Genomic DNA, 16,140 nt, shown 5'->3' with positions numbered 1-16,140 from the left:
GCCGGGGTGCTGGCCCGGGCGCTGCGCCCACCGGCCGGCCGAGCGGTGCCCGTCGGGTGCGAGAATGACTGTCAGGGGGCGCCCCGACGCGTCCCCGGCCAGCCGAGCACTCGTACAGGCTCTCGCACAGAAGGCACCGAAACAGTGGCTCAGACCACCCAGGAGACCGACTGGGTCTCCCGACTCGCGGACGAGGTCATCGCCGAGGCGGAGCGCCGCGCGCCGGGCAAACGAGTGGTCTGCGCCTCGGGCCTCAGCCCCTCCGGGCCGATCCACCTGGGGAACCTGCGGGAGATCATGGTTCCGCATCTGGTCGCGGACGAGATCAGGCGGCGCGGCATCGACTGCGTGCACCTGCTCTCCTGGGACGACTACGACCGGTTCCGCAAGGTCCCGGCGGGCGTGGACCCGTCGTGGAGCGAGCACATCGGCAAGCCGCTGACCTCGGTGCCCGCGCCGCCCGGCAGCCCGTACGCGACCTGGGCCGAGCATTTCAAGGCGCCGATGATCGCGGCGATGGACGAGATGGGCATCGAGGTCCACGCCATCAGCCAGACCGAGCAGTACACGTCGGGCGCCTACCGCGAGCAGGTGCTGTTCGCGATGCGCGAGCGGCGCCGGATCGACGCGGTGCTGGGTCGCTACCGCACCAAGCAGGACCAGGCCGGGGCGGCGGCGGAGGAGGGCGCGGAGGACGCCGACGCGCGCACCGCGCTGGAGGGTTCCGGCGCCGCCGCCGAGGACGACGGCAGCGGCACCGACGACTCCGGGTACTACCCGTACAAGCCGTACTGCGCGGTCTGCGAACGCGACCTCACCACCGTCACCGCGTACGACGACGAGACCACCGAGCTGACGTACACCTGCGCCTGCGGCCACGGCGAGACGGTGAAGCTCTCCGAGTTCGACCGCGGCAAGCTGGTCTGGAAGGTGGACTGGCCGATGCGCTGGGCCTACGAGGGCGTGGTCTTCGAGCCCTCGGGCGTCGACCACCACTCGCCGGGCTCGTCCTGGGTGGTGGGCGGCCAGCTGGTGTCGGAGATCTTCGGCGGCAAGCAGCCCATCGGCCCGATGTACGCCTTCGTCGGCATCAGCGGCATGGCGAAGATGTCCAGTTCCAAGGGCGGGGTGCCGATCGCCGTCGACGCGCTGGAGCTGATGGAGGCGCCGCTGCTGCGGTGGCTGTACGCCCGGCGCCGGCCGAACCAGTCGTTCAAGATCGCCTTCGACGTCGAGATCCAGCGCACCTACGACGAATGGGACGCGCTGGTGCGGAAGGTGGCGGGCGGCACGGCGCAGCCGGCCGACGCCGCCGCCCACGCCCGCGCCGTGCGCACCGCGAGCGGTTCGCTGCCGACGACGCCGCGCCCGTTGCCGTACCGGATGCTGGCCTCGGTGCTGGACATCACCACCGGCGACGAGGAGCAGACGCTGCGGATCCTGCGCGAGGTGGACCCGGCCGACCCGATCACCTCGCTGGACGAGACGCGCCCGCGCCTCGACCGGGCGGCGCGCTGGGTGGAGACCCAGATGCCGGCCGAGCAGCGCACCCGGGTCCGGCGGGAGCCGGACGAGGAGCTGCTGGCCGGGCTGGACGACACGCAGCGGGCGTCGCTGCGGCTGCTGGTCGAGCGGCTGGGCGAGCACTGGTCGCTGGACGGGCTGACGACGCTGGTGTACGGCGTGCCCAAGCTCCAGGCCGGGCTGCCGATGGAGGCGAAGCCGACGCCGGAGCTGAAGGTGACGCAGCGCGGTTTCTTCGCGCTGCTCTACCGGCTGCTCGTCGGCCGGGACACCGGACCGCGGCTGCCCACCCTCCTCCTCGCCGTCGGCGAGGACCGGGCGCGGCACCTGCTGACGCCGCCTCAGTAGCCGGTGACGCCCATCTCGGCCTGGTAGCGCTCGCGGAGGCTGCGTTGGTGGGCGCGGAGGTGCGCCTCGTTCAGCAGCGCGCCGTCGGCGTCCGTCACGCCGAAGCGCTCGTGCAGGACCCGGGCCAGCTGCCGGGCGTTGGGGAAGCCGCCGTGTTCCTGCACGTACTGGAGGTAGGCGGCGTAGTACACGTCGAGATCGACGGCGTCCTCCTCCGGCAGCATGACCGGCACCGGTTCGGGCTCCGGCTGGGGCAGCGGCTCGGGTTCGGGGAAGGGTTCGGGCTCGGCCGCGTGGCGGTACCCGTTGGTCGGCGCGTAGCCGTTGGTTGGCGCCTGCCCGAGCGGGCGGCGCCGGTCTCCCGACCCGAACGGGACGGTGACCGGCTCCCGCGGTTCGGGTGCGGGGTCGGGCAGCGGCTGGAGCTCGGGCTGGTGCGGCACCGGATCCGGCGCCGGCGGCGGGGCCTCGACCACCGGTTCCGGCGCCGGTTCCCTCACCGGTTGGGCCACCGGTTCCACGAACGCTTCGGCTACGGGTTCGGCGAGCCGTCGTCCGGCCGCCGGTTCTGACACCGGTTCGGGCTCCGGGTACGGCTCGGCCGCGGCGTGCGGATGCGGTACGGCCTCCGGCGTTGGCTCGGTCCGGAAGGCCCCCGCGGCGTCCCGGTCGGCATGCGGCGCCGTCGCCTCCGCTGCCACCTCGGCCCGCGCCGGCAACCGGCCGTCGCGGCGCTCCCCCGGCGGCAGACCCGGGCGCGGGGCCGCGCCGGGTATTCGGAACGGCCGGCGTTCGTCGACCAGCGCCCGGCCCTCCGTCACGGGCACGCCGTAGCGGGCCAGCCGGAGCGGCATCCGGGCGTCGAGCGGCGCCTTCCGCCGCCAGCCGCGCCCGTACTCGGCGCGCAGATGCGCCTGGTAGACGAGGCGGTCCCGCTCCATGGTGATGACCTCTTCGTAGGACCGCAGCTCCCACAGCTTCATCCGCCGCCACAGCCGGAACGTCGGGATGGGGGAGAGGAACCACCGCCAGAACCGCACGCCCTCCATGTGCTTGTCGGCCGTGATGTCCGCCACCCGGCCGACGGCGTGCCGGGCGGCCTCCACGGTGATCACGAAGAGCACCGGGATCACCGCGTGCATGCTGACGGCCAGCGGGTCGCCCCACGCGGAGGCGCCGTTGAACGCGATGGTGGCCGCGGTCAGCAGCCACGCCGTCTGCCGCAGCAGCGGGAACGGGATGCGCAGCCACGTCAGCAGCAGGTCCAGGGCGAGCAGCACGACGATGCCCGCGTCGATGCCGATCGGGAAGTACGGCGAGAAGGCGCCGAACCCCTTGTCCTCAGCCAGGTCCCGGACGGCGGCGTAGGAGCCGACGAAGCCGATGCTGGCGATGACCACGGCACCGGTCAGCACGATGCCGACCAGAAGGCGGTGGGTGCGAGTCAGCTTGATCGAGGCCACGCGCACAGCCTGGCACACGCTTCAAGGTCATGTACGCGCCCAGCCTGGCGAGTTCGGTCAGGGACGGAGAACGACTCGTGAGGCGTCAGGCGTCCCCGGAGCCCCCCTGGCCACCCGCCTGGTCCTTGTTCTCCTGGTCCTGGCCCGGTTCACCGCCCTGTTCGCCGTCCTGTTCGCCGCCCTGCCCGTCGTCCTGCCCGTCGTCCTGGGCCGCGCCCTCCGAGGCCTCCACGGCGGCGACCGCGGCGGACAGCGCCGTCTCGGCGTTCTCCCTGACCCGGTCGGCGCTCGGCATGTCGGCGCCCTCGAAGCCGGCGCCCGAGTAGTCGACGGTCACCACGATGTTGCCGACCCGGGAGACGGCGCGCTGCTGCCGGTACCGCTGGTCGTCGCCGTCCGACTCCTTGACCACCTCGAAGCCGATCGACGTGGCCTCGTCGCCGAGGTCCGCGAGCTGCGCCTCGGCCACCTCCGTGTTGGCGTCGTCGGCGCCGATCTCCCCCACGACGTCCGCAAGGTAGCCGGCGGCCCGCTCGTCGCCGCTGCCGATGGCCGGGTCCGAGTCGAACCGCCGCAGCGAGACGGTCAGCGAGCGGAACTGGTAGTCGTCGAGGCCGCTCCACAGACAGGCCCCCGAGGCGCTGGTGTCGTTGGAGCTCAGCGTCTCGCCGCTCTTCGGCTCGGCCTTCGGCACCACCTCCTCGATGGTGTCGCCGCCGACCGTCGAGCACGGGTCGGGGAGGGTGCTGAAGCGCACCGGTTCGGGCGTCGGCGCGGCGGACTCCGCCTGCTGGTCGTCCGCGTTGTCGTCCTCGGGCGGCGAGCCGGTGCACCCGGCCACCAGCAGCACGGGCAGGGCGGCCCAGGCCAGTGAGCGGGCGACGACACGCGGGGCGGTGCGCACGGTTCGGGACATGTGGTGGTCGCTCCAGTCGGCTCAGGGCACGGAGGTGGCGCGACGGCGTCGGGCCGCCGGGAGGAACGCTACGCCCGGGAGGCGCCGCGCCAGCGGCACGGCACGCTCCACCGGTCGGTCGACCGGTCAGTCGTCGAAGCCGCCCGCGAGCTGCCGGGCCACCGCCTGTGCCCCGTCCTGGAGCAACGCGCTGTCCGGCGTCTCGCCCACCACCGTGTTCGAGACGGTGTAGTTCACCGTGACGATAACGTTCGAGCTGCGGAACGCCACCTGCACCTCGCGGCGCTCACCGTCGTCGTCGCTGGTCAGCTGGTCGTCGACGTACGCGACGTGACCGATGTCATCCAACGGGCGGGGCGCCAGCTCGCCTCCCGGGGTGGTCGGGTGGCCGCTCGTCGCGTCGCTGAAGGTCGTCGTGCCGATGCCCGAGTCGTCGTTCGTGCCGGCACCGTCCAGCGAGATCCCGGCCTCGGCGGCCAGCGTCTCGAAGTCCAGCGCGGCCTGGTCGTCGTCGCTGATCTCCGGGTCGTAGGAGACCACCCGCTCGAAGTCCACGGCGAGGTCCCGCAGCACCGTGGTCTCGGGGGCGCGCCATTCGCAGCCGGCCCGACGCCCGGTGTCGTACGTCTCCATCGGCTCGCCCTCGTACGTCTCCTGGTCGCCGCCGGGCAGCAGTTCGCGCAGCGTCTCCACGTCCACGGTGTCGCACGGCTCGGGCAGCGCCGAGTACCGACCCGGCTCGGCCGAGTCGGCGCCGCCGCCCGGCTGGGTGGAGCCGCTCGCGTCGTCGGTGCCGTCCAGGCCGGAGGAGCAGCCGGCGACCAGCGCGCCGGCGGCGGCCGCCGCCAGCGCGGTCCGAACCGCCCCACAGATCACGGATGCGCTGCTGCGCTGCACCGGTAGGCCTCCCCTTGCGCCTGGTGGTCTGAAGACTGATGCTCGCGCACATGTCTACCGCACGGAGGCTACGTCGGGCCAAGTAAGCGACGGGTAAGCGGTGTCGGGAGGCGCGTTGTCGCGGCGGCGACACGGCGCCGCCACGATGTCGGCACGACATCACCACGCCGTCGGCACACGGGGGTTCCCCCGACGGTCATACCGGCGCGGAGCTACGGCCAGACCAGGCAGTAGGGCTGGTGGCCCGCCTCGTGCAGTCGGCGGGAGAAGTCCTGCCACTCGTTGAGCAGCTTGTACACCCCGAACGCGTCGCTGGGACCGCTCCGGTCCGGCACGGTCGACCAGATGAACGCCGCCGCGCCCATGGTCTCCTCGCCGATGCCGCGCAGCGGGTCCACCACCGTGGTCGGCAACTTGACGACCGCGTAGTCCGGATGCAGCACGACCAGCTCCAACGGGGGCACCCGGTGCAGGGGTATCCCCTCGATGCCGGTCAACACCATCGCCGCCATCGTCTCGGGCTTGATGCGGGTGAACATGCCGCCCTGGCCCAACTCGTCCCCGCCCAGCTCCTCGGGCCGCATGGACAGCGGCACCCGGGCCGCGGTGGCGCCGTCGGGCGCGCCGAAGTACTTGTAGGTCACCGTCATGCGGCCGCCGCGAACCCGGAAGTCACCGTCGCCGCCCTCCGCGCGACGACGGTGGCGACCTCGGCGCGCACGCGCGCGCGGTACGGGGTCCGGCTCGAGGTCCCCGGTACCCTCGCCCAATCCGCCACCGCGCTGCATGTCACCACCCGACTACGCGCGGCCCCGGCCGCGCACCAGATTCAACCCGATCATCGTTTCAGAGACCTCCCCCGCCAGGCGACCGTGAAACGCCCGGACACCGAGACGTGTGAGGCTCTCTGCCACCATGGGTCGCGTGACCGAATCCTACGAAGCACCAGTTTCGCAGACCCTGTTCGCACGCGCCGCAGCGGTAACGCCGGGTGGCGTGAACTCACCGGTGCGCGCGTTCGGCGCCGTGGGCGGTACGCCCCGTTTCATGGCGTCCGGATCCGGTCCGTATCTCACCGACGCCGACGGCCGCACGTACGTGGACCTGGTGTGCTCCTGGGGCCCGATGATCCTCGGCCACGCGCACCCCGCCGTGCTGGACGCCGTGCGGGCCGCCGTGGCCCGGGGCACCTCCTTCGGCACGCCCACCGAGGGCGAGGTGGCGCTGGCCGAGGAGATCGTCGCGCGGATCCCGCCCGTCGACCGGGTGCGCCTGGTGACCTCCGGCACCGAGGCCACCATGTCCGCCATCCGCCTGGCCCGCGGGTACACCGGTCGGGCGAAGATCATCAAGTTCGCCGGCTGCTACCACGGCCATGTGGACGCGCTGCTGGCCGCCGCCGGCTCCGGCGTCGCCACCTTGGGGCTGCCCGACACGCCCGGCGTCACCGGCGCGCAGGCCGGGGACACGCTGGTGCTGCCGTACAACGATCTGGACGCGGTGCGTGCCGCGTTCGCCGCGCACCCCGGCGAGATCGCCTGTGTCATCACCGAGGCGGTCGCCGGCAACATGGGCGTGGTGGCCCCCCGCCCCGGTTTCAACGAGGGGCTCGCCGAGCTGTGCCGGCGGGACGGCGCGCTGTTCGTCTCCGACGAGGTGATGACCGGCTTCCGGGTCAGCCGGCAGGGCTGGTACGGCGTCGAGGGCGTGGCCCCCGATCTGATGACCTTCGGCAAGGTGATGGGCGGCGGCTTCCCCGCCGCCGCGTTCGGCGGGCGCGCCGAGATCATGGAGCACCTCGCCCCGGCCGGGCCCGTCTACCAGGCCGGCACGCTCTCCGGGAACCCGGTCGCCACCGCCGCGGGACTGGCGCAGCTGCGGCTGCTCGACGACGCGGCCTACGCCCGGCTCGACGCCACCGCGGACGAGCTCGTGGGCCTGGTCGACCAGGCCCTGACGAAGGAGGGCGTGGCGTTCGTCACGGGTCGGGCGGGCAACATGTTCTCCGTCTTCTTCACCGACCCCGACGCCGGGGTGACCGAGATCGCCGACTACGACGACGCCCGGGCCCAGCAGACCTTCCGCTACCGCGCCTTCTTCCACACCATGCTCAGGCAGGGCGTGTACCTGCCGCCGTCCGCCTTCGAGGTGTGGTTCGTCTCCACGGCGCACGACGCGGAGGCCGTCGAACGGATCGCCGCCGCCCTGCCGGCCGCCGCCCGGGCCGCCGCCGAGGCGACGCCGCCGGCGGAATAGGAACGAACCGGCACGTAACAGGAAAGAACAGAAGGAAGCTGAAAGATATGTCGATATGTCCAGCAGTGCTCTGACGGTCGTCCACGTCATGCGGCACGGGGAGGTGGAGAACCCCACCGGGGTCCTCTACGGCCGGCTGCCCGGATACCACCTCTCGGAGCTCGGGCGGAAGATGGCCGACCGGGTCGCCGAGCACCTCGCCGGGCGCGACGTCACCCACGTCGTCGCCTCCCCGCTGGAGCGCGCCCAGGAGACCGCCGAGCCCATCGCCACGGCGCACAGCCTGCCCGTGGCGACCGATCCGCGGCTGATCGAGGCGGCGAACGTCTTCCAGGGCAAACCGTTCGGCGTCGGCGACGGCGCCCTGCGGCACCCGGGAAACTGGCGCCACCTGCGCAACCCGTTCCGCCCCTCCTGGGGCGAGCCCTATCTCGACCAGGTGGCGCGGATGCGCGCCGCGCTGGACACCGCCCGGGAGGCCGCGACCGGGCACGAGGCGGTCTGCGTCAGCCACCAGCTGCCCATCTGGATACTGCGCAGCCATGTCGAGCGACGCCGGCTGTGGCACGACCCGCGCCGCCGCCAGTGCAACCTCGCCTCGCTGACCAGCTTCACCTTCCGCGGCGCCGAGCTCGTCTCCGTGGGCTATTCGGAGCCGGCCCGCGACCTGGTCCCTGGAAACGCCGGATTCGGCGCCTGAGCAGCGCGTTCCCGGTCCCGCGCGGGGGAGCGGGGGGCCGGGCAAGATCGCTGCCGGACGCATGGGAAACTTTTCACATGATCCAGAATCGGGCAAAGCTCGCGACCCTCGCCGTCCTCGCCACGGCCGGCGTGCTGGGATCACTCACGGCCTGCTCGGGCGGCGACGAGGCGGGCCCCTCCGGTGGCGACAGCAACATCGTGCAGGGCACCGGCGAGGTCACCCAGGTCCCCGCCGCCGACCGGGACGCGGCCCCCGACATCTCGGGGGAGACCCTCGACGGCGAGCAGCTGAGTCTCGAGGACTACCGGGGCGACATCGTGGTCCTCAACTTCTGGGGCTCCTGGTGCGCCCCGTGCCGCGCGGAGGCCCCGGGCCTGGTCACCGTCGCCGAGGACACCGCCGACCAGGGCGTCAGCTTCGTCGGCGTCAACACCAGGGACCTGGAGCAGGCCAACGCCCTGGCCTTCGAGCGCACCTTCGACGTCCAGTTCCCGAGTCTCTTCGACCCCGGCGGCCGGCTGCTGCTGGAGTTCCCCAGCGGCACGCTCAACCCGCAGGCCATCCCCTCCACCCTGATCATCGACCGCGAGGGCCGGATCGCCGCCCGCGCCCTGAAACCGCTCGCCGAGGAGGAACTGCGCGCCGCGCTGGAACCCGTCCTCGCCGAGACCGCCACCACCGAGAAGTGACCCGCCGATGTCGTTCGAGGCACTGGCCGCCGTTCCCGAGGCCAACCAGACGGTCCTGAGCGGCGCCCTGTTGCTGGCCCTGCCGGTGGCGGTCTTCGGCGGCCTGATCTCGTTCTTCTCGCCCTGCGTACTGCCGCTGGTGCCCGGCTACCTCTCGTACGTCACCGGCGTCGGCGGCGCGGACCTGGGGGACGCGCGGCGCGGCCGGATGCTGCTGGGCGCCTCGCTCTTCGTGCTCGGCTTCAGCGCGGTCTTCGTCTCGTTCGGCGCCTTCTTCGGCGGCTTCGGCTCCCGGCTGCTGGAGCACCAGGAGACCCTGGCGCGGGTCTTCGGCGTGCTCACCATCCTGCTCGGCCTCCTCTTCACCGGGCTCTTCACCGGCGTGCTGGGCCGCTTCACGCAGCGCGAGGTCCGCCTCCACATCCGGCCGTCGGTGGGGCTGGCCGGGGCGCCGATGCTCGGCGTGATCTTCGGCATCGGCTGGACGCCGTGCATCGGCCCGACGCTCGCCGCCGTCAACTTCCTCGCCTTCAACGAGGCCACCGCGGGGCGCGGCGCGATGCTGATGGTGGCCTACTGCCTCGGCCTGGGCCTACCGTTCATCGTCGCGGCGGTCGCCTTCCGGCGGACGCTCGGCGCGTTCGGCTGGGTCAAGCGCCACTACGTGTGGGTGATGCGGCTCGGCGGCGCGATGCTGGTGGTCACGGGACTGCTGCTGGTCACCGGCATCTGGAACGACATGGTCTACGACCTCACCGTCTGGTCGTCCGAGTTCGACCCCTGGATGTGAGAGCAGTGACAGCGACCCCCGACAAGGCGCCCCGGCGCCGCCGGCGCAAGGCCGACGACGGCGAGCCCGAAGCCGGCGCGAAGCCGGCGTCCGCAGGCGGCCGCGACGCGGCCGGGGCGGGCGATGCGGGCGCGCGTCCCGAGTCCGCCGCCGAGCCCGCCGGGGGTCGCGACGCGGCGGGCACCGGCGCGTCGTCGGCGTCGTCCGACGCCGACGACGCGCACGCGGAGGCCGACCGTGGAGCCGGGCCGGCGAGCGGCCGGTCCCGCGAGGCGCGGGCCGCGAAACCGGCGTCGGCTGGCGGGACGACCGCCGCCGAGGGGCGCGACGCGGACCGTCCCGGCGGAGCGGATGCGGGCGCCGAGGGCGATGCCGACGGCGACGTGGACGACGTGGCCGAGGCCTCCGCGGGCCTGAGCACCGCGCCGGTGGAGGACACCGACGTGGCCGCGGGCGGCCGGCGGACGGCCGACGGCGCGGGTGCCGCAGGGTCCGGCTCGTTCGGCGGTGTGCGCGCCCCCGGCGGCGCCGGGGCCGTCGCCTGGTTCGGGCGGGAAGCCCTCGGCTGGGCCCGGTGGTTCTGGCGCCAGCTGACCTCCATGCGGGTCGCGCTGATACTGCTCTTCCTGCTCGCCCTCGCCGCCATCCCCGGCTCGCTCGTCCCCCAGGACGGCGTGGACGCCCTCGCCGCGGCGAACTTCCGGCGGGAGAACGGCGCGCTCGCCGACGTCTACGAGACGCTGCAGCTCTTCAACGTCTACTCGTCGGTCTGGTTCTCCGCGATCTACCTGCTGCTCTTCGTCTCCCTCGTGGGCTGCATCGTGCCCCGCAGCTGGCAGTTCGTCGGCCAGTTGCGCGGCCGCCCGCCGCGCGCCCCGCGCCGGCTGAACCGGATGCCGGCCTACACCACCTGGCGCACCGACGCCGAGCCCGCCGAGGTCCTGGACGCCGCCCGCCGGCTGCTGCGCAGGCGCCGCTTCCGCACCGACGGCGGCGGCTCGGAAGGCTACGTCGCCGCGGAGAAGGGTTACCTGCGCGAGGCCGGCAACCTCGTCTTCCACCTCGCCCTCATCGTGCTGCTGGTCGCCTTCGCCTACGGCCAGCTCTACACCTCCGAGGGCGGCAAGCTCGTGGCCCGCGGCGACAGCTTCTCCAACTCCCTGCCGCAGTACGACGACTTCTCCTCCGGCACCCTCTTCGACGTCGACGACCTGGAGCGTTTCGGCTTCACCCTCGACGACTTCCACTACGACTACTCCCGCGAGGGCCCCAACCTCGGCACCGCCACCGAGTTCCGCGCCGACGTCAGCTACTGGACCGGCGACGACCCGGACACCGAACGGCAGGCGTCGATCGAGGTCAACGACCCGCTGGAGGTCGGCGACGCCAAGGTCTACCTGCTCGGCCACGGCTACGCCCCGGTCGTCACCGTCACCGACGGCCAGGGCCAGGTCGCCTACCACGGCCCGGTGCCGTTCCTACCGCAGGACAACGCGTTCACCTCCACCGGCGTCATCAAGGTCCCCGACTACCTCGACGAGAACGGCGAGCCCGACCAGCTCGGCTTCCAGGGCCTCTTCAACCCCACCTACGCCATCGACGCGCAGCGCGGCCCGCACTCCACGTTCCCCGAGCCCGACCTGCCGGTGCTCACCCTCACCGGCTACCACGGCGATCTCGGCATCGACTCCGGACTGCCGCAGAACGTCTACCAGCTCGACACCGACAACATGGAGCAGCTGAGGGAGGAGAACGGCGACATCTTCCGCTTCGACCTGCTGCCGGGCGAGTCGATCGACCTGCCGGACGGCAAGGGCACGCTGACCTTCGAGCGGCTCGACGAGTGGGCGACGTTCCAGGTCTCCACCAAGGCGGGCAACGACTGGGCGCTCGCCGGCGCGCTGGCCGCCGTCGCCGGGCTCGCCGCCTCGCTGCTGCTGCAGCGCCGCCGGATCTGGGTCCGGGTGCGGGACGCCGGGGACGGCTCGGGTGGCGCCGTCGTGGAGATGGCCTCCCTCGGCCGCAGCGAGTCCGCGCGGATCCCCGAGGAACTGGCCGACCTCGCCGCCGCCCTGCGCCCCGCCGCGCCCGTGGCTGCCGACCCCGACGCGGATCCAGACGGCGACCCCGACGCCGACGTCGACCGCGACGCCGACAACGACGACCGCGATTCCCTCCCCGAGTCCGATCCGGATCGCGACCCCGACCCCGATCCCGACGCCGACCGCGACGCCGGCGAATCCGCTGACCCCGCCAGCCCCTCTGATCCCGCCCAATCTGCCTCTGCGCAAGGAGCACGGACATGACGCTCGCCGCGAACGAGGGTCTCGCCGACACCAGCAACCTGCTGATCTACTCGGCGATGGCCGTATACACCCTGGCGTTCCTCGCCTATATCACCGAATGGGTCTTCGGCAGTCGCAGCAAGGTCGCCAGGACCGCCGCCGCCCTCTCCGAGGACGAGAAGGGTGCGGCCGCCGGCGACGTTCCGGCCCAGCGTGGCGTCGCCGTCACCGTGCGCAAGGGCGGCTCCTCGGCCGTGCTGGAGCGGCCCACCGTGGTCACCCGCTCCGCCACCCCGGGACGGGACGACGTGCCCGACGGCCCCGGCGCGGCCGGCGGCGACGAACAGGGCGACGCGTACGGCCGTATCGCCATCTCCCTGACGGTGCTCGCGTTCGGCCTGCACCTCGCCGGCGTGTTGGCCCGCGCGGTCGCCGTGGAGCGCGCCCCCTGGGCGAACATGTACGAGTTCTCCACCGCGTTCTCGCTGGTGGTGGTCGGCGCGTTCCTCGGCTTCCTGCTCGCCGGCAAGAACGTCCGCTGGCTGGGCCTGCCGCTGGTCACCACCGTGCTGCTCGACCTGGGCCTGGCGGTCACCGTGCTGTACAACGACAGCACCCAGCTGGTGCCCGCGCTCGACTCGTACTGGCTGTGGATCCACGTCTCGCTGGCCATCGTCTGCGGCGGGCTGTTCTACCTCGGCGCCGTCGCCACCGTGCTGTTCCTGCTCCGCGACCGCTACGAGGCCAGGCTCGCCGCCGTCGGCGACGGCGAGGACGGCCGCCGGCCCGGCGCGTTCGCCACCTCGGTGCTGGAGCGGCTGCCGGCCTCAGCCACGCTCGACAAGTTCGCCTACCGCATCAACGCGGCGGTCTTTCCCTTCTGGACCTTCACCATCGTGGCCGGCGCGATCTGGGCGGAGACCGCCTGGGGCCGCTACTGGGGCTGGGACCCCAAGGAGGTCTGGTCGTTCATCACCTGGACCGCCTACGCCTGCTACCTGCACGCCCGGTCCACCGCGGGCTGGCGCGGCCGGAAGGCGGCCTACCTGGCGATCGCCGCGTTCCTGTGCTTCCTGTTCAACTACTACGGGGTCAACCTCTTCGTCACCAGCAAGCACTCGTACTCGGGCACCTGAGCCCGCCCGCGCCGGCGCGGCCGAACCCGGTCGCGCCGTCCGCGTCGGGCGGCCGTCGGGCGGCCCGCGTCAGGACTTGCCGCCGGGCGGCGGCGCGTCCGAGGGACCCACGCCGTCGTCGCCGTCGTGGCCGTCCCCCCGGTCGTTGCGGTCCCGGGACTCCTGCTGCCGCAGGTCCTCCTCGCGGCGCCGCAGGTCGTCCTCCCAGTCCTTCAGCAGCTCCTGCTCCCCGTCCGCCCCGTCCGCGGGGTCGTCCTTGCCGTCCCGGTCGTCGGACGCGGGGCGGCGCTCCTCGCCGAGCGAACGCAGGAACTCCGGGTTGTCGTCCGGTGCCACCCAGCCACCGCCCCGGGCGGCGCGCCGCGCGGCGCGGTCCCGGCCCGCGAAGAGCCAGGCCAGCGGCCCCACCACGGTCGCCAGCACGATCAACAGGATCCACACCAGCTTGGGCAGGTGCTTGATCTCGTCATCCTTGGAGCTGATGCAGTCCACCAACGCGTACACGGCGAGCGCCAGCGGCACCAGGAGCAATAGCACCCTGAGCATGGTAGTCCCCCAGGACGAATCGGGCCGGGGCGTGCGTGAGGCCCCCTGACAAGCCCAGCGTAATGCGTCCGGAATACTGTGACCCATGGCATTCGACGACCTACGCGCCCTGCTGAAGTCGCTGGAGCGCGACGGCGACCTCAGACGTGTGAAGGCCGAGGTCGATCCGCACCTGGAGGTCGGCGAGATCACCGACCGGGTCAACAAGGCCGGCGGCCCCGCACTGATCTTCGAGAACGTGAAGGGCTCCGACCTGCCCCTGGCGATGAACGTCTACGGCACCGACCGCAGGCTGCTGAAGGCGCTCGGCATCGACTCCTACGCCGAGATCGGCGACAAGATCGCGGGCCTGCTCAAGCCCGAACTGCCGCACGGCTTCGTCGGCGTCCGCGAGGCGTTCGGCAAGCTCGCCGCCATGACCCACGTGCCGCCGAAGAAGGTGCGCAGCGCCCCCGTGCAGCAGGTGGTGCACAAGGGCGACGAGGTGAATCTCGACACACTCCCCGCCCTCTTCACCTGGCCCGAGGACGGCGGCTCGTTCTTCAACCTCGGGCTGACCCACACGAAGGATCCGGAGACCGGGGTGCGCAACCTCGGCCTCTACCGCCTGCAGCGGCACGACCGGCGCACCATCGGGATGCACTGGCAGATCCACAAGGACAGCAGGAACCACTACCAGACGGCCGCCCGGCGCGGCGAGCGGCTGCCCGTCGCCATCGCCTTCGGCTGCCCGCCCGCCGTGACGTACGCCGCCACCGCGCCGCTGCCCGGCGACATCGACGAGTACCTGTTGGCCGGCTTCGTGCAGGGCAAGCGGGTCGAGATGGTCGACTGCCTCACCGTGCCGCTCCAGGTGCCGGCGCACGCCGAGGTGGTGCTGGAGGGCTGGCTCACGCCCGGCGAGACGCTGCCGGAGGGCCCGTTCGGCGACCACACCGGCTTCTACACGCCGCAGGAGCCGTTCCCCGCCCTGACCATCGACTGCGTCACCACGCGGAAGAAGCCGCTGCTCCAGTCGATCGTGGTCGGCCGGCCGCCGACCGAGGACGGTCCGCTCGGCCGCGCCACGGAACGTTTCTTCCTGCCGCTGCTGAAGGTGATCGTCCCCGACATCGTCGACTACCACCTGCCCGAGGCGGGCGGCTTCCACAACTGCGCCATCGTCTCGATCGACAAGAAGTACCCCAAACACGCCCAGAAGGTGATGTCGGCGGTGTGGGGGGCCCACATGATGTCGCTCACCAAGCTGGTGATCGTGGTAGACGCCGACTGCGACGTGCACGATCTGCACGAGGTGGCCTGGCGGGCGCTCGGCAACGTGGACTACGCGCGCGACCTGCTGCTCACCGAGGGGCCCGTGGACCATCTGGACCACGCGTCGTACCAGCAGTTCTGGGGCGGCAAGGCAGGCATCGACGCGACCGCCAAATGGCCGGAGGAGGGCTACACCAGGGACGGCGGCTGGCCGCGGATGATCGTCTCGGATTCCGAGGTGGCGGAACGAGTCACCCGCCGCTGGAAGGAGTACGGCCTGTGACCGCCGAGGCGTCGCCGGCGTCCGGCGTGCCGGCGGCCCCGGAGCGCGGGCCCGTCCGGTCCTTCCTGCGCCTGGTGATGATCGAGCATTCGGTCTTCGCCCTGCCGTTCGCGTATATCGCCGCGCTGACCGCGATGTTCCTCGCCGGCGAGGCCGCCGACCCGGCGGACGAGACGGTGCGCTGGGCCGACCTGCTGCTGGTCACCCTCGCCATGGTCGGCCTGCGCACCTTCGCCATGGCGGCGAACCGGGTCATCGACCGGGAGATCGACGCCCGCAACCCGCGCACCGCGGGGCGCGAGCTCGTCACGGGCGCCGTCTCGGTGCGCGCCGCGTGGACCGGGGCGCTGGTGGCGCTCGCCGTCTTCCTCGGCTCGGCCGCGCTGCTCAACCCGCTCTGCCTGGCACTGGCCCCGGTCGCCGTCGTGCCCATGGTGGTCTACCCCTACGGCAAGCGGTTCACCGACTTCCCGCACGCCATCCTGGGCCTGGCCCAGGCCATGGGCCCGATCGGCGGCTGGCTCGCGGTGACCGGCGCCTGGTCCTGGGACGCGGTGCTGCTGGGCCTCGCGGTGGGCCTGTGGATCGGCGGCTTCGACCTGATCTACGCCTGCCAGGACGTGGCCGCCGACCGCGCGCACGGGGTCCGCTCGGTCCCGGCCCGGTTCGGCATCGCCGGCGCGCTGTACGGCGCGCGCGCCTGCCACGCGCTGACGCTCGGGCTGCTGGTCGCCTACGCGGTGGCGACGGACGGCGGTCCGCTCCTGTGGGTCGGGCTGCTGGTGGTGGCCGGCGCCTTCGTCTACGAGCACTCCCTCGTCCGTCCCGGGGACCTCTCCCGCGTGAACCGCGCCTTCTTCACGGTCAACGGATTCGTCGGCATCAGCCTCTTCGCGTTCGCCCTCCTCGACCTGGCGGCCCGCGGCCTGGCTCCCTGACGGGGCCGGAACGTCCGAGCAGGCCCTCGCGCGTCCTGCTCTGGCCCGGAGTCCGGTCCCGGGCCATGGGGTTGACCGCGGCCTGACGTCGGACCGGTGCCCGGGAGACTGA

The 16,140-nt window shown here is 72.7% G+C and carries 14 protein-coding genes; 9 read left to right on the top strand and 5 right to left on the bottom strand.

The genetic code is table 11. From position 1 onward, the window contains the following. Nucleotides 1-144: 144 nt before the first annotated feature. The gene (lysS, locus tag ABGB06_RS23330; RefSeq protein ID WP_347592541.1) at nt 145-1,872 is read left to right on the top strand and encodes a lysine--tRNA ligase; all 1,728 of its coding nucleotides are present in this window, start codon (nt 145-147) and stop codon (nt 1,870-1,872) included. On the opposite strand, the gene ABGB06_RS23325 is transcribed toward lysS, so the two are convergent. The 4 genes from ABGB06_RS23325 to ABGB06_RS23310 all read right to left on the bottom strand — a co-directional run bounded on the left by ABGB06_RS23325 (nt 1,866) and on the right by ABGB06_RS23310 (nt 5,936). Further along, entirely contained in the window at nt 1,866-3,335 is a 1,470-nt protein-coding gene (locus tag ABGB06_RS23325) for a DUF2637 domain-containing protein (protein WP_347592487.1), read from the bottom strand. The genes lysS and ABGB06_RS23325 overlap by 7 nt on opposite strands. 85 nt (nt 3,336-3,420) lie before the next feature. Then, nucleotides 3,421-4,251 carry a DUF3558 domain-containing protein gene (locus tag ABGB06_RS23320; RefSeq protein ID WP_347592485.1) on the bottom strand — a complete coding sequence of 277 codons (831 nt, stop codon included), beginning with the start codon at nt 4,249-4,251 and terminating at the stop codon, nt 3,421-3,423. Nucleotides 4,252-4,377: 126 nt separating this feature from the next. Continuing rightward, nucleotides 4,378-5,148 carry a DUF3558 domain-containing protein gene (locus tag ABGB06_RS23315; protein ID WP_347592484.1) on the bottom strand — a complete coding sequence of 257 codons (771 nt, stop codon included), beginning with the start codon at nt 5,146-5,148 and terminating at the stop codon, nt 4,378-4,380. 212 nt (nt 5,149-5,360) lie between these two features. Continuing rightward, entirely contained in the window at nt 5,361-5,936 is a 576-nt protein-coding gene (locus tag ABGB06_RS23310; protein ID WP_347592482.1) for a hypothetical protein, read from the bottom strand. Nucleotides 5,937-6,072: 136 nt separating this feature from the next. On the opposite strand from ABGB06_RS23310, the gene hemL reads away from it, so the two are divergent. The 6 genes from hemL (at nt 6,073) to ccsB (ending at nt 13,007) form a co-directional block, all read left to right on the top strand. After that, nucleotides 6,073-7,404: a glutamate-1-semialdehyde 2,1-aminomutase gene (hemL, locus tag ABGB06_RS23305; protein ID WP_347592480.1), complete on the top strand. Its 1,332-nt coding sequence runs from the start codon at nt 6,073-6,075 to the stop codon at nt 7,402-7,404. Nucleotides 7,405-7,459: 55 nt separating this feature from the next. Further along, a complete protein-coding gene (locus tag ABGB06_RS23300) occupies nt 7,460-8,104 on the top strand; it encodes a histidine phosphatase family protein (protein ID WP_347592478.1) in 645 nt (214 codons plus the stop codon). 77 nt (nt 8,105-8,181) lie between these two features. Then, complete coding sequence (locus ABGB06_RS23295; RefSeq protein WP_347592476.1) at nt 8,182-8,796, top strand: TlpA disulfide reductase family protein; 615 nt, start codon at nt 8,182-8,184, stop codon at nt 8,794-8,796. A 7-nt stretch (nt 8,797-8,803) separates the two neighbouring features. Next, nucleotides 8,804-9,586: a cytochrome c biogenesis protein CcdA gene (locus ABGB06_RS23290; RefSeq protein WP_347592474.1), complete on the top strand. Its 783-nt coding sequence runs from the start codon at nt 8,804-8,806 to the stop codon at nt 9,584-9,586. Nucleotides 9,587-10,029: 443 nt separating this feature from the next. Continuing rightward, nucleotides 10,030-11,892 (top strand): cytochrome c biogenesis protein ResB, encoded by a 1,863-nt coding sequence (locus ABGB06_RS23285; protein ID WP_347592539.1) that lies wholly within the window; start codon nt 10,030-10,032, stop codon nt 11,890-11,892. Continuing rightward, a complete protein-coding gene (gene ccsB, locus ABGB06_RS23280; RefSeq protein ID WP_347592472.1) occupies nt 11,889-13,007 on the top strand; it encodes a c-type cytochrome biogenesis protein CcsB in 1,119 nt (372 codons plus the stop codon). Before ABGB06_RS23285 ends, ccsB begins: the two co-directional genes overlap by 4 nt. Before the next feature lie 69 nt (nt 13,008-13,076). On the opposite strand, the gene ABGB06_RS23275 is transcribed toward ccsB, so the two are convergent. Further along, nucleotides 13,077-13,553, bottom strand: a complete 477-nt coding sequence (locus ABGB06_RS23275) for a PLD nuclease N-terminal domain-containing protein (RefSeq protein WP_347592470.1) — start codon at nt 13,551-13,553, stop codon at nt 13,077-13,079. A gap of 85 nt (nt 13,554-13,638) precedes the next feature. Here ABGB06_RS23275 and ABGB06_RS23270 point away from each other — a divergent pair, with 85 nt between their 5' ends. Then, nucleotides 13,639-15,090, top strand: a complete 1,452-nt coding sequence (locus tag ABGB06_RS23270) for a menaquinone biosynthesis decarboxylase (protein ID WP_347592468.1) — start codon at nt 13,639-13,641, stop codon at nt 15,088-15,090. Next, nucleotides 15,087-16,028 carry a menaquinone biosynthesis prenyltransferase MqnP gene (gene mqnP / locus ABGB06_RS23265; RefSeq protein WP_347592466.1) on the top strand — a complete coding sequence of 314 codons (942 nt, stop codon included), beginning with the start codon at nt 15,087-15,089 and terminating at the stop codon, nt 16,026-16,028. The genes ABGB06_RS23270 and mqnP overlap by 4 nt, the downstream gene beginning before the upstream one ends. The last annotated feature ends 112 nt before the right edge of the window (nt 16,029-16,140 follow it).

This window comes from Streptomyces sp. B6B3, assembly GCF_039871525.1.
In the GTDB taxonomy this organism is placed as follows: Bacteria; Actinomycetota; Actinomycetes; order Streptomycetales; family Streptomycetaceae; genus Streptomyces.
This window is presented reverse-complemented; position numbering and strand designations above follow the sequence as displayed.